The 24,271-nt window shown below is 63.7% G+C and carries 18 protein-coding genes; 2 read left to right on the top strand and 16 right to left on the bottom strand.

All coding sequences use genetic code 11. The annotated features are described in order from the left end of the window. Nucleotides 1-23: 23 nt before the first annotated feature. On the top strand, nucleotides 24-1,769 hold the full coding sequence (locus tag L0U84_RS19385; RefSeq protein WP_233851786.1) for a thiamine pyrophosphate-binding protein: 1,746 nt from the start codon (nucleotides 24-26) through the stop codon (nucleotides 1,767-1,769). A 97-nt stretch (nucleotides 1,770-1,866) separates the two neighbouring features. On the opposite strand, the gene L0U84_RS19390 is transcribed toward L0U84_RS19385, so the two are convergent. The 7 genes from L0U84_RS19390 to hemE form a co-directional block, all read right to left on the bottom strand. Next, nucleotides 1,867-3,015, bottom strand: a complete 1,149-nt coding sequence (locus L0U84_RS19390) for a branched-chain amino acid ABC transporter substrate-binding protein (protein ID WP_233851787.1) — start codon at nucleotides 3,013-3,015, stop codon at nucleotides 1,867-1,869. Nucleotides 3,016-3,102: 87 nt separating this feature from the next. Beyond that, nucleotides 3,103-7,032 carry a trifunctional transcriptional regulator/proline dehydrogenase/L-glutamate gamma-semialdehyde dehydrogenase gene (gene putA / locus L0U84_RS19395; protein WP_233851788.1) on the bottom strand — a complete coding sequence of 1,310 codons (3,930 nt, stop codon included), beginning with the start codon at nucleotides 7,030-7,032 and terminating at the stop codon, nucleotides 3,103-3,105. A 119-nt stretch (nucleotides 7,033-7,151) separates the two neighbouring features. Further along, nucleotides 7,152-7,421, bottom strand: coding sequence for a hypothetical protein (locus L0U84_RS19400; RefSeq protein WP_233852085.1), 270 nt, complete (start codon nucleotides 7,419-7,421; stop codon nucleotides 7,152-7,154). Between the two features lie 229 nt (nucleotides 7,422-7,650). Next, complete coding sequence (locus tag L0U84_RS19405) at nucleotides 7,651-7,911, bottom strand: hypothetical protein (protein WP_233851789.1); 261 nt, start codon at nucleotides 7,909-7,911, stop codon at nucleotides 7,651-7,653. Nucleotides 7,912-7,928: 17 nt separating this feature from the next. After that, nucleotides 7,929-9,359: a YeiH family protein gene (locus tag L0U84_RS19410; RefSeq protein WP_233851790.1), complete on the bottom strand. Its 1,431-nt coding sequence runs from the start codon at nucleotides 9,357-9,359 to the stop codon at nucleotides 7,929-7,931. Between the two features lie 168 nt (nucleotides 9,360-9,527). After that, nucleotides 9,528-11,774 (bottom strand): primosomal protein N', encoded by a 2,247-nt coding sequence (locus L0U84_RS19415; protein WP_233851791.1) that lies wholly within the window; start codon nucleotides 11,772-11,774, stop codon nucleotides 9,528-9,530. 465 nt (nucleotides 11,775-12,239) lie between these two features. After that, nucleotides 12,240-13,340 carry a uroporphyrinogen decarboxylase gene (gene hemE, locus L0U84_RS19420; protein ID WP_233851793.1) on the bottom strand — a complete coding sequence of 367 codons (1,101 nt, stop codon included), beginning with the start codon at nucleotides 13,338-13,340 and terminating at the stop codon, nucleotides 12,240-12,242. Between the two features lie 294 nt (nucleotides 13,341-13,634). On the opposite strand from hemE, the gene L0U84_RS19425 reads away from it, so the two are divergent. Then, complete coding sequence (locus L0U84_RS19425) at nucleotides 13,635-14,426, top strand: transporter substrate-binding domain-containing protein (protein ID WP_233851794.1); 792 nt, start codon at nucleotides 13,635-13,637, stop codon at nucleotides 14,424-14,426. 831 nt (nucleotides 14,427-15,257) lie between these two features. On the opposite strand, the gene L0U84_RS19430 is transcribed toward L0U84_RS19425, so the two are convergent. The 9 genes from L0U84_RS19430 to atpB form a co-directional block, all read right to left on the bottom strand. After that, nucleotides 15,258-16,988 (bottom strand): AMP-binding protein, encoded by a 1,731-nt coding sequence (locus tag L0U84_RS19430; protein WP_233851795.1) that lies wholly within the window; start codon nucleotides 16,986-16,988, stop codon nucleotides 15,258-15,260. Nucleotides 16,989-17,218: 230 nt separating this feature from the next. After that, nucleotides 17,219-17,644, bottom strand: a complete 426-nt coding sequence (locus L0U84_RS19435; protein WP_233851796.1) for a F0F1 ATP synthase subunit epsilon — start codon at nucleotides 17,642-17,644, stop codon at nucleotides 17,219-17,221. Nucleotides 17,645-17,802: 158 nt separating this feature from the next. Next, nucleotides 17,803-19,197, bottom strand: coding sequence for a F0F1 ATP synthase subunit beta (atpD, locus tag L0U84_RS19440; protein WP_008917919.1), 1,395 nt, complete (start codon nucleotides 19,195-19,197; stop codon nucleotides 17,803-17,805). A 101-nt stretch (nucleotides 19,198-19,298) separates the two neighbouring features. Continuing rightward, on the bottom strand, nucleotides 19,299-20,183 hold the full coding sequence (gene atpG / locus L0U84_RS19445) for a F0F1 ATP synthase subunit gamma (RefSeq protein WP_233851797.1): 885 nt from the start codon (nucleotides 20,181-20,183) through the stop codon (nucleotides 19,299-19,301). 90 nt (nucleotides 20,184-20,273) lie between these two features. Further along, nucleotides 20,274-21,815: a F0F1 ATP synthase subunit alpha gene (gene atpA / locus L0U84_RS19450; protein WP_233851799.1), complete on the bottom strand. Its 1,542-nt coding sequence runs from the start codon at nucleotides 21,813-21,815 to the stop codon at nucleotides 20,274-20,276. Between the two features lie 56 nt (nucleotides 21,816-21,871). Next, on the bottom strand, nucleotides 21,872-22,411 hold the full coding sequence (locus L0U84_RS19455) for a F0F1 ATP synthase subunit delta (RefSeq protein WP_129956622.1): 540 nt from the start codon (nucleotides 22,409-22,411) through the stop codon (nucleotides 21,872-21,874). Nucleotides 22,412-22,413: 2 nt separating this feature from the next. Then, nucleotides 22,414-22,884 (bottom strand): F0F1 ATP synthase subunit B, encoded by a 471-nt coding sequence (locus L0U84_RS19460; protein ID WP_233851800.1) that lies wholly within the window; start codon nucleotides 22,882-22,884, stop codon nucleotides 22,414-22,416. A 136-nt stretch (nucleotides 22,885-23,020) separates the two neighbouring features. Continuing rightward, entirely contained in the window at nucleotides 23,021-23,290 is a 270-nt protein-coding gene (gene atpE / locus L0U84_RS19465; RefSeq protein WP_007180033.1) for a F0F1 ATP synthase subunit C, read from the bottom strand. An 82-nt stretch (nucleotides 23,291-23,372) separates the two neighbouring features. Next, nucleotides 23,373-24,224, bottom strand: coding sequence for a F0F1 ATP synthase subunit A (gene atpB / locus L0U84_RS19470; RefSeq protein ID WP_233851802.1), 852 nt, complete (start codon nucleotides 24,222-24,224; stop codon nucleotides 23,373-23,375). Nucleotides 24,225-24,271: the final 47 nt, after the last annotated feature.

The following is a 24,271-nucleotide window of genomic DNA, read 5'->3' on the forward strand; positions in this document are numbered from 1 at the left end:
CACTGCCAGGAGGCTTTTTCGCAATGTCGCTGCCGAATGCTCCCGCTGCCAATTCCGCTTCCGATTCCGCGCCCGCTTCCGATGCGGCACGCACGACCGGCGCGCGCCTCGTCGTCGACGCGTTGCTCACGCATGGCGTCGAGCGCGTGTTCTGCGTTCCCGGCGAAAGCTTTCTCGCCGTGCTCGATTCGCTGCATGACGAAACCGGGCGCATCCAGACGATCGTCTGCCGTCACGAAGCCGCGGCCGCGAACATGGCCGAAGCGGTCGGCAAGCTGACCGGCCGGCCGGGTGTCGCGCTCGTCACCCGCGGGCCGGGCGCGACGCATGCGTCGATCGGCGTGCACACCGCGTTTCAGGACTCGACGCCGATGATCCTGCTGATCGGCCAATGCGCGCGCGAGCATCTCGATCGCGAAGCGTTTCAGGAGATCGACTACCGGCGCATGTTCGGTCAGATGGCGAAGTGGGTCGCGCAGATCGACGACCCGAAGCGCATCCCCGAATATCTGAGCCATGCGTTTCATACGGCCACCTCGGGGCGGCCGGGGCCGGTCGTGCTGGCGCTGCCCGAAGACGTGCTGAGCGAGGCCTGCGACGCGGTGCCCGGCGCGCCCGCTTATCACCGCGTGGCGGCGTCGCCGTCGGCCGCGCAGATCGAGAAGCTGGGCGAGTTGCTCGAAGGCGCGCAACGGCCGATGGTGATCGCCGGCGGCAGCGGCTGGACAGCGGCTGCTTGCGCGGACCTGCGGCGCTTCATCGAAAACTGGCAGTTGCCCATCGGCCTCGCATTCCGCTTCCAGGACACCCTCGACAACGAGCATCCGAACTACGCGGGCGACGTCGGCCTCGGCATCAATCCCGCGCTCGCGCAGCGCATTCGCGACGCCGACTTGCTGCTCACGCTCGGTCCACGCCTCGGCGAAGCGACGACCAACGGCTACACGCTGCTCGACATCCCGAAGACGAAGCAAACGCTGGTGCACGTGCATCAGGGCGCGGAAGAACTCGGTCGCGTCTATGCGGCCGATCTGCCGATCGTCTCCGGCATGCCTGAGCTTGCGGCGATGCTCGCGGAGCTGAAGCCGTCGTCTTCCGGCAAGCTCGCCTGGGCGGGTGCAGCTGAAGCAGCGCATCGCGCGTATCTGGAATGGCGCAAGCCGCGCCCGATTCCCGGCGACGTGCAGATGGGCGAAGTGATCCAGCAGTTGCGCGCGCACTTGCCCGACGACGCGATCCTCACGAACGGCGCGGGCAATTACGCGACGTGGCTGCATCGGCATTTCTCGTATCGACACTTCCGCTCGCAGCTCGCGCCGACGAGCGGCGCGATGGGCTACGGCGTGCCGGCGGCGCTCGCGGCGAAGTCGCTGTATCCGCAACGCGCGGTAGTCGCGCTCGCCGGCGACGGCTGCTTCATGATGGCCGCGCAGGAGCTCGCGACAGCGATGCAGTACGACCTGCGCGTGCTGTTCATCGTCGTCAACAACAGCCATTTCGGCACGATCCGCATGCACCAGGAGCGGCACTATCCGCATCGCGTGCACGGCACCGGTCTCACGAATCCGGACTTCGCGGCATTCGCGCGATCGTTCGGCGCACATGGCGAAACCGTTGAACGTACTGGGGATTTTCTACCGGCGTTGCAGCGCGCGATCGAATCGCAGCTGCCGGCATTGATCGAGATTCGCATGCCGCAGGAAGCGAGCACGCCCGCGGCGACGCTCGAGATGATTCGCGAGCAGGGGAAGAAGATGCGCGGAGAGTGAAAATAACCGCGTGACCCGACGGCGCGTCAAATGCGCCGCCCATGAAAAACCCCGCCGAAGCGGGGTTTTTTCGTCACCAGACGTAGTCGGCAAAAACTTACTTGCCGCCCACGCTTTGCAGCGTCGTCCACTTGCCGTCGACGACCTTGTACAGCGTGATACCGCCGTTCTTCAGATCGCCGCGCGCGTCGTACGCGAGATCGGCCGTCGTGACGGCCGGCTTCGACGTCTTCGCGAGCACCGGCAGGTACTTGGCCGGATCGGTCGAGTTCGCGGTCTTCATCGCGGTGAACATCGCCATCGCGCCATCGAACGCGTACGGCGAGTACGTTTGCACGTCCTCGTTGAAGCGCGCCTTGTACTTCTCGACGTACGCCTTGCCGCCCGGCATTTCTTCGAGCGGCAGACCGGCGAGCGAAGCCACCGTGCCATTCGCCGCGTCGCCGGCGAGCTTGATGAAGGTCGGCGTGTGAACCATTTCGCCGCCCATCAGCGGCGCCTTCACGCCGAGCTGCTTCATCTGCTTGACCATCGGTGCCGCTTGCGAATCCGCGCCGCCGTAGTAGATCAGATCAGGGCTCGTCGACTTCAGCTTGGTCAGGATCGACTTGAAGTCGACTGCCTTGTCGTTCGTGTATTCACGATCGACGATCGTTGCGCCAGCCGCCTTCGCAGCCTTCTCGAACTGATCCGCAAGACCCTGGCCGTAAGCGGTGCGATCGTCGACGATCGCGATCTTCTTCATGCCGAGGTTCTTCACCGCGAACGTGCCGGCGACCGAGCCTTGTTGCGTGTCGGACGTCATCATGCGGAACGTCGTCTTGAAGCCCTGCTGCGTGTATTCCGGTGCGGTCGCCATCGCGATCTGCGGGATACCCGCGTTCGCGTAGATGCGCGAGGCCGGAATCGTCGTGCCCGAGTTGAAGTGGCCGAGCATGCCCTTGATGCCGTCATCCACGAGCTTCTGCGCGACAGTCGTGCCGGTGCGCGGGTCGGCCTGGTCGTCGGCCGAGTCGAGCACGATGTGAACCTGCTTGCCGCCGATCACCGGCTTCGTCGCGTTGAACTCCTCGACCGCGAGCACGATGCCGTTCTGGAAGTCCTTGCCGTAGTGCGCCTGTGCGCCCGTCATAGGACCGGCAAAACCGATCTTCACGTCTTCCGTCGATTGAGCGTTGGCCGTCCCCGCCAGCGACATTGCGGCAACCAGAGCTGCGCCTGCCAGCTGTTTCATTTTGTGTTGCATAGCTTCTCCTTGATACCAGGTGTGGATGAAGCGGTGTCGGGGTCGCCGTGCCGCTTCCTTTCTATTGAAGAAATCGTCGAGGTTCGCTCAGCCGATCGTCATCAAATTCGCATTGCCGCCTGCCGCCGCGGTATTCACGCTGACCGAGCGCTCCGTGAGCAGACGCTCGAGCGCGTAGTCTTCTTCGCCGCTCGCGAGCGCACGGGCCGCGACGCCCTGCACCGACACGATCGGCCCCGCGCGCTTCGCGACCTCCTTCACGAGTGCGAGCAGCTCATCGCTGTCGCCTTCGAACAGCACGGCGTCGAACGGCGCGTCGGCGTTCTTCTTCACGCTCGCGTGCGCCTTCAGCGACGCGGGCAGTTGCGCGACCAATTGTTCACCGGCCGCGCCTTCGAACAGCGCACGATTTCCCGTAGCCAGCGCCGCCGCGAACTGCACGCGCGCGCCGCTCGCCGTCGATGCGATGCACAGCACCGTGCCACGCGGACCCAGCGTGTACGTATTGCGCTCGCCGGTCGGCCCCGACAATACCGCGGTCGCGCCCGCCGGCACATGCGACAGATAGCCGTCGCAACGCGCGGCCAGCTGCGGCTCGCGCTCGGCGATCAGCCAGTCGCGCAACGCGGTCAGCGCGGCCGCCGGATTGTCGCCCTTTTCTGCGGCCTGCGGTACTTCGACCACCAGCGCCTGCGCTAGCGACTTCGGCAGACCTGCCGGACGCGTCGCCAGCAGACGCTGCAGATACAGCGCGCCGCCGGCCTTCGGCCCCGTACCCGACAGCCCTTCGCCGCCGAACGGCTGCACACCCACCACCGCGCCGATCACGTTGCGGTTCACGTAGATGTTGCCCACGTGTGCGCGGCTGATCACGTGCGCGATCGTTTCGTCGATGCGCGTGTGGATGCCGAGCGTCAAACCGTAACCCGTCGCACGAATCTGTTCGAGCAGCTTGTCGAGCTGGCTGCGGCGATAGCGCACCACGTGCAGCACCGGACCGAACACTTCGCGCTTCAACTCGTCGATGCTGTCGAGCTCGATCAGCGTCGGCGGCACGAAAGTGCCTTGCGTCGCGCCTTCCGGCAGCGCCAGTTGCTCGACCTTGCGGCCCTTGTCGCGCATCGCCGCGATGTGCGCGTCGATGCCGCGCTTCGCGTCGAGGTCGATCACCGGACCGACGTCGGTCGACAGCCGGTCCGGGTTGCCGAGCGCAAGCTCGCGCATCGCGCCCGTCAGCATTTCGAGCGTGCGGTCCGCGACATCGTCCTGCAAACAAAGAACGCGCAACGCGGAACACCGTTGACCGGCGGAGTCGAAAGACGATTGCAGCACGTCGGCGACGACCTGCTCGGCGAGCGCCGACGAGTCGACGATCATCGCGTTCTGGCCGCCGGTTTCGGCGATCAGCGGAATCGGCTTGCCGTCGGGATCGAGTCGGCCGGACAGCGTCTTGTTGATCAGACGCGCGACTTCGGTCGAGCCGGTGAACATCACCGCACGCGTGCGCGGATCGGCGACCAGCGCGGCGCCGACCGTCTCGCCATTGCCCGGCAACAGCTGCACCGCGCCCGCGGGCACGCCCGCTTCCCGCAGAATCCGCACGGCCTGAGCGGCGATCAGCGGCGTCTGCTCGGCCGGCTTGGCGAGCACCGTGTTGCCGGCCGCGAGCGCGGCGGCCACCTGGCCCATGAAAATCGCCAGCGGGAAATTCCACGGGCTGATACAGACCACCGGACCGAGCGGCCGATGCGTGTCGTTCGAAAACTCGTCGCGGATCTGCGTCGAGTAGTAGCGCAGGAAGTCGATCGCCTCGCGGATTTCCGCGACCGCGTTGGCAAGCGATTTGCCCGCTTCGCGCACCACGAGGCCCATCAGCGTGTGCATCTGCGCTTCGAGCAGATCGGCGGCACGCGCGAGGCAATCGGCGCGCGCCTCGACCGGCGTCGCCTGCCAGATCGGCGCGGCGGCCACCGCATGGCCGAGCGCGGCGCTCACGTGCTCCGCCGTCGCTTCGACGACCGTGCCGACGAGATCACGCTGATCGGCCGGGTTGCGCACATCGCGCCCAGCGCCGACGGCGATCTCGTTGTCTTCGAGCATCGGCGCGGCGCGCCACGGATGATGCGCGCTCGCGAGCAGCGCCGAGGACAGCGACGCGAGCCGATGTTCGTTCGACAGATCGAGGCCCATCGAATTGAGCCGCTCCGCGCCGTACAGATTGCGCGGCAACGGAATGCGCGCGTGCGGCGCGCCGAGCGGCACGATCCTCGATGCTTCCTCGACCGGATCGGCGACCAGATCCTTGATCGCGACGGATTCGTCGGCGATGCGATTCACGAATGACGTGTTCGCACCGTTCTCGAGCAGCCGGCGCACGAGGTACGCGAGCAGCGTCTCATGAGTGCCGACCGGCGCGTAAACGCGGCATGGGCGGTTCAGCTTGTCGCGGCCGGTGACTTCTTCGTACAGCGGCTCACCCATGCCGTGCAGGCACTGGAACTCGTATTGGCCGGGGTAGTAGTTGTTGCCCGCGAGGTGATAGATCGCCGCCAGCGTATGCGCGTTGTGCGTCGCGAATTGCGGATAGACGGCATCGGGCGCGCCGAGCAGCTTTTTCGCGCAGGCGAGGTAGGACACGTCGGTGTAGACCTTGCGCGTATAGACCGGATAGCCTTCGAGGCCGTCGACCTGCGCGCGCTTGATTTCCGTATCCCAGTACGCGCCCTTCACGAGCCGCACCATGATTCGGTGACGGCTGCGGCGCGCGAGATCGACGATGTAGTCGATCACGAACGGGCAGCGTTTCTGATACCCCTGCACGACGAAGCCGATACCGTTCCAGCCTTGCAGATCCGGATCGAAGCAGAGCGCTTCGAGCAGATCGAGCGACAGCTCGAGGCGGTCGGCCTCTTCGGCGTCGATATTGAGGCCGATGTCGTAGCGGCGCGCAAGGATCGCGAGCGAGCGCACACGCGGCAGCAATTCGCTCATCGTGCGTTCCTGCTGCGCGCGCGAATAGCGCGGATGCAGCGCCGACAGTTTGATCGAGATGCCGGGGCCCTCGTAAATGCCGCGGCCGCCGGCGGCCTTGCCGATCGCGTGGATCGCCTGCTCGTACGATGCGTAGTAGCGCTGCGCGTCGGCCTCGGTGGTGGCTGCTTCACCGAGCATGTCGTACGAATAGCGGAAACCGCGCGCCTCGTACTTGCGGCTGTTCGCAAGCGCTTCGGAAATGTTCTCGCCGGTGACGAACTGCTCGCCCATCAGGCGCATCGCCATGTCGACGCCCTTGCGGATCAGCGGCTCGCCGCCCTTGCCGATCAGGCGCGTGAGCGCCGACGACAGGCTCGTCTCGCTGTTGGTCGTCACCAGCTTGCCGGTGATCATCAGCCCCCAGGTCGCCGCGTTGACGAACAGCGAAGGCGCCTGGCCGACATGCGATTTCCAGTCGCCCTTGCTGATCTTGTCGCGAATCAGCGCGTCGCGCGTCGCGCGGTCGGGAATGCGCAGCAGTGCCTCGGCGAGGCACATCAGCGCGACGCCTTCCTGGCTCGACAGCGAAAATTCATGAATCAGCCCTTCGACGCCGCCGCCCTTGCTCTTCGAGCGCAGCGTTTCGACGAGCTTGCCGGCCATCGCCTGCACGTCGCCGGCGAGGTTGGCCGGCAGACGCGCCTGGCCGAGCAGGAACGGCACGCACTCGGGTTCAGGGCGGCGATATGCGGCGGTGATCGCCGCGCGCAGCACTGACTGCGGTTGCACGTTCTGCGCGAAATCGAGGAACGGATGCGATGCGCCGTCTTCCTCGTTCTCGACCGCCGCGCCGTCCGCGAGATCGGCCGTGCCGGTCGCGCCCGACAGTTCGGCCGGCAACTGGCCGTGCTCGATCTTTTCGAGGTAGGCGAAAATCGCCTGCTTGATCAACCAGTGCGGGGTGCGCTCGAGGCGAGTGGCGGCATCTTTGAGCCGGGAACGCAGGAGGTCGTCGACCTTGACGCCAAGAGTGGTGCTAGCCATGTTTCCTTCTTTGATACCGGGCGCGAGCCTGGCGAAAGACTAAAAGTTGGGCGAATCGTACGCCTCCAAATAAAAAGGTGCAACCAAACCGGCGCGTTGGTTGCACCCCGCCAGGAGCCTTAGCGGGCGCGGCTTTCAGGCCGCCGGGCGGCAGCCGCACCGGTGCATTTGCGATCGGTACTTTCCCTGGCGTGATTCTTTTTGAAATAAGCCTTATCAAACGACTTCGCGCGCCGATATACAGAAGCACGGCGACGGGCGGCCCGAAACATCGATTTTCGGGGCACGCAGAAAAAATAAACGGGGTTTCCGAGGGTTGGTGTGATGGAAAAGTGGCTGGTAATACTGGGCATCTGGGCGATGTGCGCGGCCTGTGCCGTGTTTTTCATTCGAGGCGCGACTGGCGGCTCGGGCCGGCGCGAAGAGGAGCGCAAGCGTGCGAGCGCGGCCTCGCGTGAATCGGCGGCCAATACGCGAAATGCGTTGAACGACTGAGTTCAGGAGAGCGCGCGCGGTGGCTCGTGATGCCGGATGCGCGCAGAGATGTGCGAACGTGCGACTGGATTCGGCGGGGGGAAGGTTGGCGCGCCGGGGTTGCGCCTAAGAATCGCTTTGGGGTCAGCGTGGACCGAGCGGCGGCGCAACCGGCTCGAACCTTGCACAAACGTCGCCAGGAGACACCAACTGGTCGTGCTGACGACACAGCCGGCTATCAGCGACGCTCGCGCCGAACCCCGAACTGAACGTGGCGAGCCCTGGAATGCGCTGCTCGAGCGCATCCCGTTCGCTCACGCGATGCCGGCATGCCGCGCAGCACGGCGCACCTGCCGCGCTGCTGCGCTCTAGCGCGCCTAAGTACAGGCCGGCGATGCGATCCATCGAGATCTTCACGGGCGTCATCCGAGGCTGTTCCAGTACGACGCGAACACGTGCGCGGACAGCGCATAGCCGATCGCGATATTGACCACGACACCCGCCGTGAACGCGAGGAACGGCTTCAGACCCGTCGCGGCCAGCGAGCGGAAGCGTGTCGTCAGACCGATGCTCAGGAAGCAGAAGGTGAACGCCCACGTGCGCAGCACGGTGATCGGTGCGACGAACTCCGGCGTGACGACCTTGCGGTAATCGGCGAGCGAATAATGGCTTGCGATCCACGTGACCAACGCCGAAGCAATCACAAAACCAATCACGAACTTCGGGAAACGCGCCCAGATCTCGCCGGCATTCGCGCGCGCGGCGACGCCGCTGTCCTGCGCTTCCCAGCGCGTCGTCGCGACGATGGCGAGCACGAACGCCCAGGTGCCGATCCAGATGTCGCGGCCGACCACCTTCATCAGCGTGAAGGCCTGCAACGACGCTTCCGGCGCGCCGGCGATTGCGCCGCCCGCGTGTCGCGCGAAATCGCCGTAAGCCTGGGCGGCGGCGATGCCGGCGGCGTCGGCGAATTCGGAGGTGCCGATCCATGCGCCGGCGACCGCCGTCGGCAGTCCGAGCGAGCGCGACACGAACGGCAGCACGAAGATCATCACGATTGCCCACAGCACGACCAGCGTGATCGCGACCGACGCCTGCTCGCGCTTCGCCCGTACCGCGCCGGCAATCGCGATCGCCGCCGACACACCGCACACCGCGCCACCGACGCCGAGCACGGCGGCGAAGCGTCGATCGAGTCCGAACGCGCGCGCCACGAGGAAAATCACGAAGAACGTCACCAACGACACGATGCTCGCCTGTACGACTGCCACCGGGCCGGCCCACACGAGCAGCGTGAACGGCAGCGTGGCGCCGAGCAGCACGATGCCGACCTTGATGTAAAACTCGACGCGCAGCCCCGCCGCGAGCCATTCCGGCAGCGTGAACAGGTTCGACACGACCAGCCCGAGCGCGAGCGCGACGAGCGGCGGCTCGAGGTTGTACTTCGACGCGTCGACCCACGCGCCGAGCGTCAGGATCAGCGCGGATGAAACGAACACGACGACGAACGCGGCGAGAAACGCGCCGACGCGCTGCCTGAGCAGAGCGACGCTGGCGCCGAACAGCACCGCGAATGTCGCGAATAGCGCGACGTAGTTGGGCAGATGCTTGCCGATGTCCTGCGCGGCCTGCCCGACGCTCGTCCATTTGGCCGGCGCGACCGCGAGCCACTTGATGCTGCTGCCCGACGCGAACAGCGCCCACGCAATCACGATCACGAGCAGGCCGACGCCTGCGGCGAGCCAGTCTTCGGTCAGCGAAAAGCCGCTGCCTCGTGCGGTTTGCGCGTCTTGTGTACCTTGCCCCTGCCCGGGCGCGGCGCCCGCCGGCACGGTGTGATGGGTGTCGCTCATTGCAGATGCCCCGAGAAGTTGAGTGGCATCGGCGCGAAGTTATTGTCGTTTAGCCGCAGAATGCGCCGATTTGCCGACTATAGGCGCGTGCGATCGCAAAGCGAAACGATCATTCGCTCTATGGATATGACTGAAAGAAGTATGGCGAGCGTAAACTCGCCCGTGGCGTCAGATGTCGAGCGGATCGACTTCGAGATTCCAGCGCAATACGCCCTTGAGCGCGCGCAATAGTGGCTGCCACGCGCGCAGCGTAGCCTGCAGCGCCGCGCGCGACGCGCTTTCGATCAGCAACTGCGCGCGATGCACGTGCATCACCTTGACGATCGTCAGCGGCACCGCGTCGTAGACCGTGACGCGCTCGGCGGCTGGAATCTGCGCAAGCTCGGCGGCGGCCTGCTGCAGAAACGCGAGCGCCGCATCGAGCGTGCGGCCTTCGGCGCGCAGCAACGCCTGGTAGACGAATGGCGGCAGGTGCGCGTCGCGTCGCTCGGCGAGCGTCGCATTGGCGAAGCCGACGTAGTCGTGGCGGCCCAGCGCGTGATACAGCGCGTGGCTTGGATAGCGCGTCTGCACCAGTACTTCGCCCGGCAGACCGGCGCGGCCCGCGCGGCCGCTGACCTGCATCAGCTGCGCGAACAGGCGCTCGCTCGCGCGGAAATCGTGCGAAAACAGCGCGGTATCGGCGTTCAGCACGCCAACCAGCGACACGCGCTGGAAATCGTGTCCCTTCGCGATCATCTGCGTGCCGACCAGAATATCGACCTCGCCCGCGTGCACGTCCGAGAACAGGGCCTGCGCACTGCCCTTGCGGCGCGTGCTGTCGGCATCGATACGCAGCACCCGGGCGCCCGGCACCGCGCTCGCAAGCGTCTCCTCGACGCGCTGCGTGCCGCGCCCGAGCGGTGCGATATCGACGTTGCCGCATTCCGGGCACGAGCGCGGGATCCGCGACTCCCAGCCGCAGTGATGGCAGCGCAGCGCGCGCTCGGGCTTGTGCAGCACGACGTAGGCGCTGCAGCGCGGACAACCGGCCACCCAGCCGCACGCGTCGCACGCGAGTTGCGGCGCGTAGCCACGACGGTTCAGGAACACGAGGCTCTGCTCGCCGCGTTCGAGCCGTGCCTTCATGGCGGCGATCAACGGTCCCGACAAGCCTTCGAGCGACGCCCGCCCGCGCCGGCGCTCGTCTTCCAGATCGATGAGGCGCACGGTCGGCAATACAGCATCGGCGACTGCCCGGCGCGACAGCGTGAGCCGCTTGTAGCGCCCCTGGTCGGCCTGCCACCAGCTTTCGAGCGACGGCGTCGCCGAGCCGAGCACGACCGGCACGCCAAGCTGTTTCGCCCGATAGATCGCGAGATCGCGCGCCGAATAGCGCAAGCCTTCCTGTTGCTTGTAGGCCGGATCGTGCTCCTCGTCGACGACGATGATCGCCAGTTGCGGCAGCGACGCCAGCACCGCGAGCCGCGTGCCGAGCACGATGCGCGCTCGGCCGGTGTGCGCGGCAAACCAGTTGCGAGCTCGCTCGCCTTCGGCGAGGCCGCTATGCAGCGTGACGATTGCGCTGGCATCGAGCGCGGCGAAGCGCGCGCGGAACGCCGCCTCGAACTGCGGCGTCAGGTTGATTTCGGGCACCAGCACGAGCGCTTGCGCGTCCGGCTTCGCGGCAAGAATCCCTGCGAGCGCACGCAAATACACCTCGGTCTTGCCGCTGCCCGTTACGCCGTGCAGCAGGAACGGCGCGAAGCCGTCGGCATCGCGGATCGCTTCGACGGCGCCGGCCTGTTCGTCGGTGAGCGTCGGCAGGGCCGGCGCGGGAGCGTCCGGCAGCGACGCGGTGGCGGGCAGCGCGGCGGCGTCGATCACGTCGAGCGTCACCCAGCCCGCGCTCCGCCAGGTGTCGAGTGTCGACAGCGCCTTCGGATGCAGCGCGCGGGCGTCGGCGGCGAGCAGGAAGTCGGCTTGCGCGAGTGCTTGCGCGAGCGCCCTGAGCGCGCTCGCGCGGGCCGGCAGAGCGTCGGGCAATGCCGTGCGGCCCTCGGCCGTCAGCCGATAGCGCTCCTCCGGCGCGAACAGCCGCGACCAGCGCGACGCGTCGCGCAGCGCCTGCGGCAACGCGGGCAGCGCCACTTCGCCGAGACCGCGTTGATAGTAGTCCGCGGCGAAAGCGGCTAGCGCGAGCCAATGCGCCGATACCGGCGGACACGCGCTGCACACCTTATCCACATCACGCAGGCGCTCGGCCGGCACGTCGCTGTGAGCGGCCACTTCGCAGACGAGCCCCACCACGTGCCGCTTGCCGAACGGAACGCTGACGAGCGTACCCACGACAGCCGCCTCGGACGCGTCGCAGCGGTAGTCGAACAGGGTCGGCAGCGGATGGTCGAGCGCGACGCGGACGAAGATTTCGCTCACGCGACGGGGTGCGGAGATGGAGTCAACATGAGGCCAAACCGCGACGCGGGGTAGGTCGCGGAGGCCGCTGAGCCGTCGAAGTTAAAGTAAAACCTTAATTTCACCGCTAAGTTTTGGATTCGACTGAACAATTGCGCTCGGCTCGCGGCCCTGTGGATAACTTTGTTGAGAACTTGGCTGCGACGGGCCGCAAACGGCGTCGCGACGGCCTTGTGTGGGCTTCCGCACATTTCGTCGCGCTCCCCGCAAACCCTTGCCCGACAAGGCTTAGATCAAATGCGCCGAGTATGTGCAAGGGTCGGGGCACGATTAAACCCTCTACCGCGCCGCAGCGTGCGAAGTGTGCATAAGTCGACTCTTGACTTTCGTAAGACCACCATCTGACGGCCTCTTCGCGGAACTACGGTCCTTAGGCCGAGAGCCCAATTCGCTGCGACGCAACAAGAAACGGTAACGATTACAGTGTTACGCGGGGGTATGTGCACCACTACGAATAGCGCGGCTGTGGCGATGCACTTCGTCGACCAGTTCGGCAACATGCTCCGGCGGCGTGAACTGCGAAATGCCGTGACCGAGATTGAAGACGTGGCCGGGGTGATTGCCAAAGCTGTCGAGCACCGCACGCGCTTCCATGCGGATCGCGGCAGGCGGCGCAAACAGCACCGACGGATCGATGTTGCCCTGAAGCGCCACCTTGCCGCCGACACGTTCGCGCGCGCGGCCGAGGTTCACGGTCCAGTCGAGGCCCACCGCATCGACGCCGCTCGCGGCGATGTCGTCGAGCCACAGCCCGCCGCCCTTCGTGAAGGCGATCACCGGCACTTTTTCGCCGTCGTGCTCGCGCTTCAGCTGACTGACCACCTGCTCGATGTAGCGCAGCGAGAAGCGCTGATAGATGCCGTCGGCGAGCGCTCCGCCCCATGTGTCGAAAATCATCACCGCTTGTGCGCCGGCGTCGATCTGCGCGTTCAGGTACGCCGCGACCGAGCGCGCGTTGACCTCGAGAATCCGCTGTAGCAGGTCAGGACGCGCATAGAGCATCGATTTGACCGTGCGAAAGTCCGCCGAGCCGCCGCCTTCGACCATGTAGCACGCGAGCGTCCATGGACTGCCTGAGAAGCCGATCAGAGGCACACGCTGGCGTCCTTGCGCGTCTTTCAGCGCCGAGCGGATTTCACGCACGGCGTCGGTCACGTAGCGCAGAGTCGCGTCGATGTCGGGCACCGCGAGTCGCGCGACGTCGTCTTCGGTGCGCACCGGACGGGCAAATTTCGGCCCCTCGCCGTTGACGAAATCGAGGCCGAGACCCATCGCGTCGGGCACGGTCAGGATGTCGGAGAACAGGATCGCGGCGTCGAGCGGATAGCGATCGAGCGGCTGCAACGTGACTTCCGTTGCGAAAGCCGGGTTCTTCGCGAGACCGAGGAAACTGCCCGCGCGGCCGCGCGTGGCGTTGTATTCCGGCAGATAGCGGCCCGCCTGCCGCATCAGCCAGATCGGCGTGTAGTCGGTGGGCTGGCGCAGCAGCGCGCGCAGGAAAGTGTCGTTCAGGAGTTGATGGGCCACGTTGCGTGCGACTGAAGAGCTGAGGGCAAAAGAGCATTTTACCGGAGGCGGCTCCGGAGATCGCGTGTGGTTGGGTAATCACTGTGGCTTCAGCGCGTCTCGGGAGGCAGTCGGAAAGTGGCTCGGGCGCGGCCCGCTCAGCTACTGGCCCCACCGTGCGCGCCGGTCGCGGCTCGCTGTCTCCCGCTGCCCGATTCGCCCTGGCTGAACGGCCGATGTTCAAGCCCGCGCTGCCAAGCTACTATCCGACAGCTTTCCCGACGAATTACACACTACATACCACCAGGAGACTCGATGAAGAAGGCAGCACTCGCAATGCTCGGCGCGCTCGCCGGCATCCTCATGCATGTCGGCGTGGCTAGCGCGCAAAACGCCGCGGCCGCGCCGTCCAGACTCGACGACATCATCAGCCGCGGCACGCTGCGCGCCTGCACGACCGGCGACTACAAGCCGTACTCGTTCTACAAAGGCGATGGCCAGTTCGAGGGTATCGATATCGACATGGCGGAGTCGCTCGCGAAGTCTCTCGGGGTGAAGGTCGAGTTCGTCAAGACGTCATGGTCGAATCTGATGAACGACTTCGTCGCGAAGTGCGACATCGGCATTGGCGGTGTGTCGCCGACGCTCGAGCGCCAGAAGCATGCGTTCTTCACGCAGGCTTACATGATCGACGGCAAAACGCCGATCGCGCGTTGCGACGACGTCAACAAATATCAGACGGTCGCGCAAATCGATCAACCGTCCACGCGAGTGATCGTCAATCCGGGCGGCACTAACGAGAAGTTCGCGAAGCAATACTTCCCGCACGCGAACGTGACCGTTTATCCGGACAACGTGACGATCTTCAAGCAGATCCTCGCGGGCAAGGCCGACGTGATGGTGACGGATGCGTCCGAAACGCTGCTGCAGCAGAAACTCAATCCCGGCCTATGCTCCGTGCATCCGGACAAGCCGTTCCAGTACGGCGAGAAGGCATGGCTGTTGCCGCGCGGCGACGTCGCGTTCCAGCAATACGTCGATCAGTGGCTGCATCTCGCTCGGGCGACCGGCGAGTATCAAGCTATTTCGGATAAGTGGTTGAAGTAAACCGGCCGGATCCGTTGCAGGTCGTCATCAGCCGCTGACCGGTTGCGGCAGGGGGCGGCCTGCGCAGGCCTGACGATTTCATGTCGGGATCGCAGGATGATGTAACCAAGGGCCACATCGTGGGTTCGTAATAACCATCCGGATCAGGTAGATGATGTTGCGGTGCACCCCGCTTTCGTATGTAGCACGAGGGCATTCGCTTTGCTGCACTGCCACGCAGGTTTTCGCGGAATGGTGGCGTATTTCGGGGCAGGGTCACCGCGCCTGTTACAAAGGGAATTCATTGCACAAATGATGCACATGCAACGATTTCACGCAAAAAGGGAAATCAATTTCTACCGCAATATGCGTCGGGAATAGCATTAATCATGCGGATTAAAATGCGCGGCAATCATCGGTAATTACTACATTTCAAGCTTTTTATTTTGGCAATAAATCCCGCAGCGCCTTATCTGGCGGGCGTTACAACCTGAAACACTTTGTTACGGCGTTCATAAGGTAATTCGCCCACAATGCCCTCAACGGTTTCAACACGGATGTGGCTGTGTGCGTGGTGTGAGCGGATACGATGCACTTGCCGGTCGGCGCTTGCCGAAGCCCTGTGAAGGGGGCATCCCTGCTGGGGCCGTAATCGACGCAGGGTCGTCTTGATAACCGTCCCATCATTGGTCTCCTCGCGCTAACCCCGTAGCGTGTGGTTTTTAGCGGGCTCCAGGCCCGCTTTTTTTTCGCCTGCTCAAACGTTTGCGCGTGACGAAACGATCGCCGCGCAGTTTCGATTCCTACCCCTCGCTTTCGCTCATATCTGTGGCTCAGCGTGCCGTGGCGCTGTCATGCCGTCTTATCCTGCGTGAGTTTCAATTCGCCGATCATCCGTTCGCGCATCACGAATTTTTGCACCTTGCCGGTCACAGTCATCGGCAGTTCGTCGACAAAGCGGATATATCGCGGCACCTTGTAGTGCGCAATCTGTCCCTGGCAGAACTGCTGGATCTCTTCTGCCGTGGCCTGTTCGCCCGTCCGCAACACGATCCACGCGCACACTTCTTCGCCGTACCTGGTATCGGGCACGCCGAACACCTGCACGCTCTGGATCTTCGGGTGGCGAAACAGAAACTCCTCGATCTCGCGAGGATAGATGTTTTCGCCGCCGCGAATCAGCATGTCCTTCAGCCGGCCGACGATGTTGCAGTAGCCTTGCGCGTCGAGCGTCGCCAGGTCGCCCGTGTGCATCCAGCCGTCGACGATGCTCTCGTGCGTTTTCGCGTCGTCCCCCCAGTAACCGAGCATCACCGAGTAGCCGCGCGTGCATAGCTCCCCCGTTTCGCCGACCGGCACGATATTGCCGAGCGGATCGACGATTTTCACTTCGAGATGTGGCTGGATGCGCCCGACGGTCGTCGTACGCTTGTCGAGCGGGTCGGTCGTCGAGCTCTGGAACGATACCGGGCTGGTTTCAGTCATGCCGTAGGCGATCGTGACCTCGCTCAGGTGCATCTTCAAGACGACCTTCTTCATCGTCTCGATCGGGCACGGCGAGCCCGCCATGATGCCGGTGCGCAGCCGCGAAAAGTCATACGAGGCGAAGCTCGGGTGGTCGAGTTCCGCGATGAACATCGTCGGGACGCCGTGCAGCGCGGTGCATTTTTCCTCCGCAGTCGCGGCGAGCGTCGCGGCCGGATCGAAGCCTTCGCCGGGAAACACCATGTTCGCCCCGACCGACACGCACGCGAGCACCGCCAGCACCATCCCGAAGCAGTGGTAAAGCGGCACCGGGATACACAGGCCGTCCTGCTCGCTGAGCCGCATCGCCATCGCGATATATCGAGCGTTGTTCACGACGTTGCGATGCGTCAGCGTCGCGCCCTTCGGATTGCCCGTCGTGCCGCTCGTGAACTGGATGTTGATCGGCTCCCGGCACGACAGCGTCGCGCCAATCTGATCGAGCCGGGTGGCGTCGAGCGACACACGCCCGCGTTCGATCACGTCGGAAAAGCTCAGCATGCCGGGCGTCTCCGTGTCGCACATCCGGATCACGTAGCGCAGTTCCGGCAGTCGGGCGGCATGCAATTCGCCCGGCGGCTGCGTCGCCAATTCGGGCGCGAGCTCCTGCAGCATTTCGATGTACATCGACGTCTTGAAGCGCTCGGCACTGATGATCGCCTTGCAGCCCACCTTGTTCAGTGCGTATTCGAGCTCCGCTAGCCGATAGGCCGGATTGATGTTGACGAGGATCGCGCCTATACGGGCGGTCGCGAACTGTGTCAGCAGCCATTCGACGCGGTTCGGCGACCAGATGCCCACACGGTCGCCCTTCGCAATGCCGAGCGCAAGCAGCCCGGACGCGAGCACATCCACTTCCTGCGCGAATTCGCTCCACGTCCAGCGGATCCGCTGCTCGCGAAACACCACGGCCGGCCGGTCGGGAAAGCGTGCGGCGGTGTCGCGCAGGAATTCGCCGACGGTCGCTTCGCTCAACGGATTTTCAGTCGATCCACGTACGTACGAGAGTCCATCCGCGGGTTCGATGAGCGCACCTTCGCCCGAGCTATGCGTTGCCATGGTGTTGTCTCCGTGAGCGCAAGCGCGCCCGATTGAAATGAATTTGAAATCGATTGTGCACTGACGCGTATTCGGCCGGCATCAAGTCTTACCCGCACCGCATCGCGCCGACCGCCGCGGGCGACCGTCTGTGCCTCCAATCTCGTGGATTGTGCCGACCTTTACGTAAACGTCAACTAGATATCAAAAAAAAGCAGCCGCGCAGGCTGCTTTCTTCTCCTACGTGCTGCTTAGCGCTGGCCGCGCAGCTTGCGCAGACGCTGGATTGCCGCGAGCTGTGCCGTCGCGTACGCGAGTTCCGCCTGTGCGGTCGCGTACTCCAGGTTCGAGCCCGTGTTCTGCAGCGCCTCTTCCGCACGCTTGCGTGCGTCTTCGGCCTTGGCTTCGTCGAGATCCTTGCCGCGGATCGCCGTGTCGGCGAGAACCGTCACTGCGCCCGGCTGGACTTCGAGGATGCCGCCGGCGACGAACACAAACTCTTCTTCGCCGTTTTCAACTTCGATGCGCACCGCACCCGGACGAATCCGCGTGATGAGCGGCGTGTGGCCCGGCAGAATGCCGAGTTCACCCGCTTCGCCTGGCAGCGCGACGAACTTCGCCTGCCCCGAGAAGATTTCCTCTTCCGCGCTGACGACGTCTACTTTAATGGTTGCCATATGTGTCGACTCCTGTCGACGAGAGTTAGCGCTCTAGTGCTGACTCCCGTCCCATGCAAGGCGGGTTGAGCGCAATAAGAGACGCCGGCTTTGCGCAACGCTACCGTTTTGGCAGTCGTCATGCGCGAGGCCCGCGCCCGCTTCGTTACACCCGACCTTTACTGGATCTTCTTGGCCTTTTCGAAGGCTTCGTCGATCGTGCCGACCATGTAGAACGCTTGCTCCGGCAGGTGGTCGCACTCGCCTTCGACGATCATCTTGAAGCCACGGATCGTTTCCTTCAGCGGCACGTACTTGCCCGGCGAACCCGTGAACACTTCAGCGACGTGGAACGGCTGCGACAGGAAACGCTGGATCTTACGAGCGCGCGCGACGGCGAGCTTGTCTTCCGGCGCGAGTTCGTCCATGCCCAGAATCGCGATGATGTCGCGCAGTTCCTTGTAGCGCTGCAGCGTTTGCTGCACGCCACGCGTGATCGAGTAGTGCTCTTCGCCGATCACGTGCGGGTCGATCTGACGCGAGGTCGAATCGAGCGGGTCCACCGCGGGGTAGATACCGAGCGAAGCGATGTCACGCGACAGCACGACGGTTGCGTCCAGGTGGCCGAAGGTCGTAGCCGGCGACGGGTCGGTCAAGTCGTCCGCAGGGACGTACACGGCCTGCACCGACGTGATCGAACCAGTCTTGGTCGACGTAATACGCTCTTGCAGCTTACCCATTTCTTCAGCCAGCGTCGGCTGATAGCCCACTGCCGACGGCATACGGCCGAGCAGTGCCGACACTTCGGTACCGGCCAGCGTGAAACGGTAGATGTTGTCGACGAAGAAAAGCACGTCGAGGCCTTCGTCACGGAAGTGCTCGGCCATCGTCAGGCCGGTCAGTGCGACGCGCAGACGGTTGCCCGGCGGCTCGTTCATCTGGCCGTACACCAGCGCAACCTTGTCGAGAACGTTCGAGTCCTTCATTTCATGATAGAAGTCGTTCCCTTCGCGGGTACGCTCGCCCACACCGGCGAACACGGAGTAACCGCCGTGTTCCTTCGCGATGTTGTTGATCAGTTCCATCATGTTCACGGTCTTGCCCACACCGGCGCCACCGAACAGACCCACCTTACCGCCCTTCGCGAACGGGCAGATCAGATCGATAACCTTGATGCCGGTTTCGAGCAGCTCGGTCGACGGCGACAGTTGGTCGAACGCCGGAGCCTTCTGGTGGATCGCGCGCGTGGTTTCGCTCGAGATCGGGCCAGCTTCGTCGATCGGACGGCCCAGCACGTCCATGATACGGCCGAGGGTCGGCTTGCCGACCGGCACGCTGATCGGGTTGCCCGTGTTCTTGACGACCGTGCCGCGGCGCAGACCGTCCGAAGCACCCAGACAGATAGTACGGACCACGCCGTCGCCCAGCTGCTGCTGGACTTCGAGCGTCAGTTCCGAACCTTCGAGAATGAGCGCGTCGTAAATCTTCGGCATGGTTTCACGCGGAAATTCCACGTCGATCACCGCGCCGATGCACTGTACGATCTTGCCTTCTACCAAAGCAGTAGTACTCATCGCTTTTCCTTTAGATACTCAATTCTTCACTCGCGCAAAGGCGCAGTTTCTCCGATGGGTGCGCCGCTCGGGCGCACACGCAGCGACCTGCCTGACCGAGGTCAGACTGCCGCCGCTCCACCGACGATTTCCGACAGTTCTTTCGTGATCGCGGCCTGGCGGCTCTTGTTGTAGACGAGCTGCAGATCGCTGATGACCGTCTTCGCGTTGTCCGAAGCGGCCTTCATTGCGACCATGCGGGCCGACTGCTCCGATCCCATGTTTTCCGCGACGGCCTGATAGACCAGCGCTTCGACATAACGCACCAGCAGTTCGTCCACCACTGCCTGCGCATCCGGCTCGTAGATGTAGTCCCACTGCGTGCTCGGGGTCGTGCCGTCTTCTTCCTTGCGCTCGAACTGGTCCGCCGACAACGGCAGCAGCTGCTCGATCACCGGCTCCTGCTTCATCGTGTTGACGAAGCGCGTGTACGCGAGGTACACCGCCGAGATCTTGCCTTCCGAGAACAGGTCGAGCTGCACCTTTACGGCGCCGATCAGTTTTTCCAGATGCGGCGTATCGCCCAGTTGCACGACGTTCGACACAACCTTCGCCTGCAGACGATTCAGGAAGCCCAGACCCTTGCTGCCGATCGCGGTTGCCTCGATCGTCTTGCCCTGACCTTCCAGTTCCTTGAACTTCTGCAGCGATGCGCGCAGCACGTTGGTGTTCATCCCGCCGCACAGACCTTTATCGGTCGTGACGAGGATGATGCCGGCCGCCTTCGCGCCTTCGTTCGACACCATGAACGGGTGACGATACTCCGGGTTCGCACGGCTCATGTGCGCAGCGATGTCGCGGACCTTGTCGGCATACGGGCGAGCAGCGCGCATGCGCTCCTGAGCGCGGCGCATCTTCGATGCGGCCACCATCTCCATCGCTTTCGTGATCTTGCGCGTGTTTTGCACGCTCTTGATCTTGCCGCGAATTTCCTTCATTCCAGCCATTGCTTGCTCCTTGATCGAAGCGATGCGGGGCATTCACGTGCGCCCCGCACCGCTTCAAGGTCCGTTTATGCCTTGCGGATCACTCGCGGATCAATAAGCGCCGGACTTCTTGAAGTCTTTGACGGCCGTGTGCAGCAGGCCTTCGTCGTCCTTCGAGAGTTCCTTGGTATCTTCGATACGCTTGACCAGGTCAGCATGGCTCGACTTCAGGTGGTCGCGCAGGCCCTTCTCGAACGGCAGGACTTGAGCAACTTCGAGGTCGTCGAGATAGCCGTTGTTCGCCGCGAACAGCGACACAGCCAGCTCCCACACTTGCAGCGGCTGATATTGCGGCTGCTTCAGCAGTTCCGTCACGCGGCGGCCGCGCTCGAGCTGCTTGCGGGTCGCTTCGTCGAGGTCCGATGCGAACTGCGCGAACGCAGCGAGTTCACGGTACTGCGCGAGGTCGGTACGGATACCGCCCGACAGCTTCTTCACGACCTTCGTCTGAGCCGCGCCACCCACACGCGACACCGACACGCCAGCGTTAATTGCCGGGCGGATACCTGCGTTGAAGAGGTCGGTTTCGAGGAAGATCTGGCCGTCGGTAATCGAGATCACGTTCGTCGGAACGAATGCGGTCACGTCGCCTGCCTGCGTTTCGATGACCGGCAGTGCCGTCAGCGAACCGCTCTTGCCCTTCACTTCGCCGTTGGTGAACTTCTCGACGTACTCTTCCGACACGCGAGCAGCACGCTCGAGCAGACGCGAGTGCAGATAGAACACGTCACCCGGATAAGCTTCACGGCCCGGCGGGCGGCGCAGCAGCAGCGAGATCTGACGATATGCCCAAGCCTGCTTGGTCAAGTCGTCATAAACGATCAGCGCGTCCTGGCCTCGATCGCGGAAGTATTCGCCCATCGAGCAGCCGGCGTACGGCGCGAGGTATTGCATCGCAGCCGAGTCCGAAGCCGAAGCGGCGACGACGATCGTGTATTCGAGCGCGCCCGATTCTTCGAGCTTGCGCACCACGTTCATGATCGACGATGCCTTCTGGCCGATCGCGACGTAGATACAGAAGAGGTTCTTGCCCTTCTGGTTGATGATCGCGTCGACTGCGACTGCGGTCTTGCCGCACTGACGGTCGCCGATGATCAGCTCACGCTGGCCACGGCCGATCGGCACCATCGAGTCAATCGACTTCAGACCGGTTTGGACCGGTTCCGAAACCGACTTACGCCAGATCACGCCCGGTGCAATCTTTTCGATTGCGTCGGTCATCTTCGCGTTGAGCGGGCCCTTGCCATCGATCGGGTTGCCGAGTGCGTCGACCACACGGCCGAGCAGTTCCGGACCCACCGGCACTTCGAGAATGCGGCCCGTCGTCTTGACGATGTCGCCTTCCGAAATGTGTTCATACTCACCCAGAATCACGGCGCCGACCGAGTCGCGCTCGAGGTTCAGTGCGAGACCGAAGGTGTTGCCCGGAAATTCGAGCATTTCGCCCTGCATCACTTCCGACAGGCCGTGGATACGCACGATACCGTCGGTCACGGAGATCACGGTGCCCTGGTTGCGAACGTCTGCGCTCGCGTCAAGGCCCTGGATCCGGCTCTTGATCAGCTCGCTGATCTCAGAGGGATTGAGTTGCATTATTCGCTCCTGATAGTCAATTCTGTTGCGTGCCAGCCGCTAAAGCGCGAAGCGCTTCAGGCCGTCAGGGCCGTTTGCATGCTGGCGAGCCGCGCGCGGACCGAGGTATCGAGCACTTCGTCGCCGACCGTCACGCGCACGCCGCCGATCAGCGACTGATCGACTTCGACCGTCGGTTTCAGCTTGCGCTTGAACTTGCGTTCGAGGCTTGCGACGAGTTCGTTCAACTGCGCACCTTCGAGCGGGAATGCGCTGACGATCAGCACATCTGCCGCCCCTTCGCGGGCGTTCTTCAACTCTTCGAACTGCGAGGCGATTTCCGGCAGCAGTTGCAGGCGATGGTTGTCCACCAGCATCTGCACCAGATTCTTCGCTTGCGCGTTGTCCTTGAGCGGCGACTGGACCGCGGCCAGCAGCAGATCGCTAACCTGGGCGCGGCTCACTTTCGGGCTCGAGGCGACCGACAGCACTTCGGGCAGACGCGCAACCTGTGCCAGCTCCTGCACGAGCGTGGACCAGGCGGCGATGTCACCAGCTTCGGCCACGCCGAACAGCGCTTCCGCGTACGGACGGGCGATGGTTGCAAGTTCGGCCATGATCAGAGCTCGGCTTTCAGTTGATTCAGCAGGTCAGCGTGAGCTGCCTGGTCGACTTCGCGCTTCAGGATCTGTTCAGCGCCTTTCACAGCGAGTGCAGCGACTTCGCCACGCAGCGTTTCGCGCGCCTTCACGACTTGCTGATCCGCGTCGGCCTTCGCCTGCGCGATGATGCGGGCGGCTTCCACCTGCGCCTGCGCCTTGATTTCGTCGGCGACTGCGACAGCGCGCTTTTCAGCGTCGGCGATGCGTTGCTGACCATCGTTGCGAGCCTGGGCCAGTTCCTGGTCGACGCGCTTGTGAGCGGCTTCGAGTTCCTGCTTGCCCTTTTCCGCGGCGGACAGACCGTCCGCGATCTTCTTCGCGCGCTCGTCGATGGCGTTGATCAGCGGCGGCCACACGAATTTCATCGTGAACCACGCGAGGATCAGGAACACGACCATTTGCGCAAACAGGGTTGCGTTGAGATTCACGGTGTTTCCTTAAACGTTGCTAGTTCGGAAAGTGAAACGGCAAGGCGCTCATCGATTCTGCTCGATCAGCGCCCCAGTACCCGTTCCGCCCTGCGCCTTTACCTGTTATAGCTCAGGCGCAAACCTCCGAGGAACCTCAGCCTGCCAGCTTCGAGAGCAGCGGGTTCGCGAACGCAAACAGCATTGCCACACCAACGCCAATCAGGAACGCCGCATCGATCAGACCAGCCAGCAGGAACATCTTGGTTTGCAGCGGGTTCATCAGTTCCGGTTGACGGGCGCATGCTTCGATGTACTTGCCGCCCATCAGACCAATACCGATACAGGCGCCGATAGCACCCAGGCCGATGATGATGCCGATACCGATGGCGGTCAGACCCTGGATGTTGGCGATGAAAGCTTGCATGATCACTCCTTTGTGAAAAGTCTTTTAGAACTGGTTGGAACTGGGATTTAAAAAACTACGATTCTTTTGTCGACTGCGCAGGTCAGTGCGAGTCGTGTGCCTGGCCGATGTACACCAGCGTCAGCATCATGAAAATGAACGCCTGCAGCAGAACGATCAGGATGTGGAAGATTGACCACACTGTGCCGGCGACCACGTGGCCGATGAAGCCAAGCACCGTCGTGTCCGCGCCGAAGCTCCAGAGGCTGCCGAGCAGGGCAATCAGCAGGAACAACAGTTCGCCCGCGTACATGTTGCCGAACAGCCGCATGCCGAGCGAGACCGTCTTCGCGACGAACTCGATGATGTTAAGTGCCAGGTTCGGGATCCACAGCAGCGGATGCGCGCCGAACGGAGCGGACAGCAGTTCATGCACGAAGCCGCCAGCGCCCTTGATCTTGAAGTTGTAGTAAATCATCAGCACGAACACGCCGAGCGCGATGCCGATCGTGCCGTTCAGGTCGGCGGTCGGCACGAGGCGGTGATGCGGGATGACTTCGGAGAGGCCCAGCCAGCCGATTACGCGGCCCGGCAGGTCGACGGGAATGAAGTCGAGAGAGTTCATCAGCGCGACCCACACGAACACAGTCAGCGCGAGCGGTGCGATGAAGGTGCGCGAGCCGTGGATCATGGCCTTCGACTGATCCTCGACCATTTCGACCAGCATCTCGATCGCGCATTGGAAACGGCCCGGCACACCGGACGTTGCCTTGCGTGCTGCCATGTGCAGCACGAGGATCGTGACGAGGCCGCACACGATCGACCAGAAAAGGGTGTCGAGATTCCACACATGGATGTCGAAGATCGACGTCTGGTGCGCGGTGGAAAAGTTCTGCAAGTGGTGCGCGATGTACTCGGACGGATCCATTGCGCGCGTGCCTTCGCTAGCTGCCATATCGTTAAAGCCACCCAAATTGTCGAAAATCGTTCGAGGCCGCTCCC

The organism is Paraburkholderia sp. HD33-4 (genome assembly GCF_021390635.1).
Classification (GTDB): Bacteria; Pseudomonadota; Gammaproteobacteria; order Burkholderiales; family Burkholderiaceae; genus Paraburkholderia.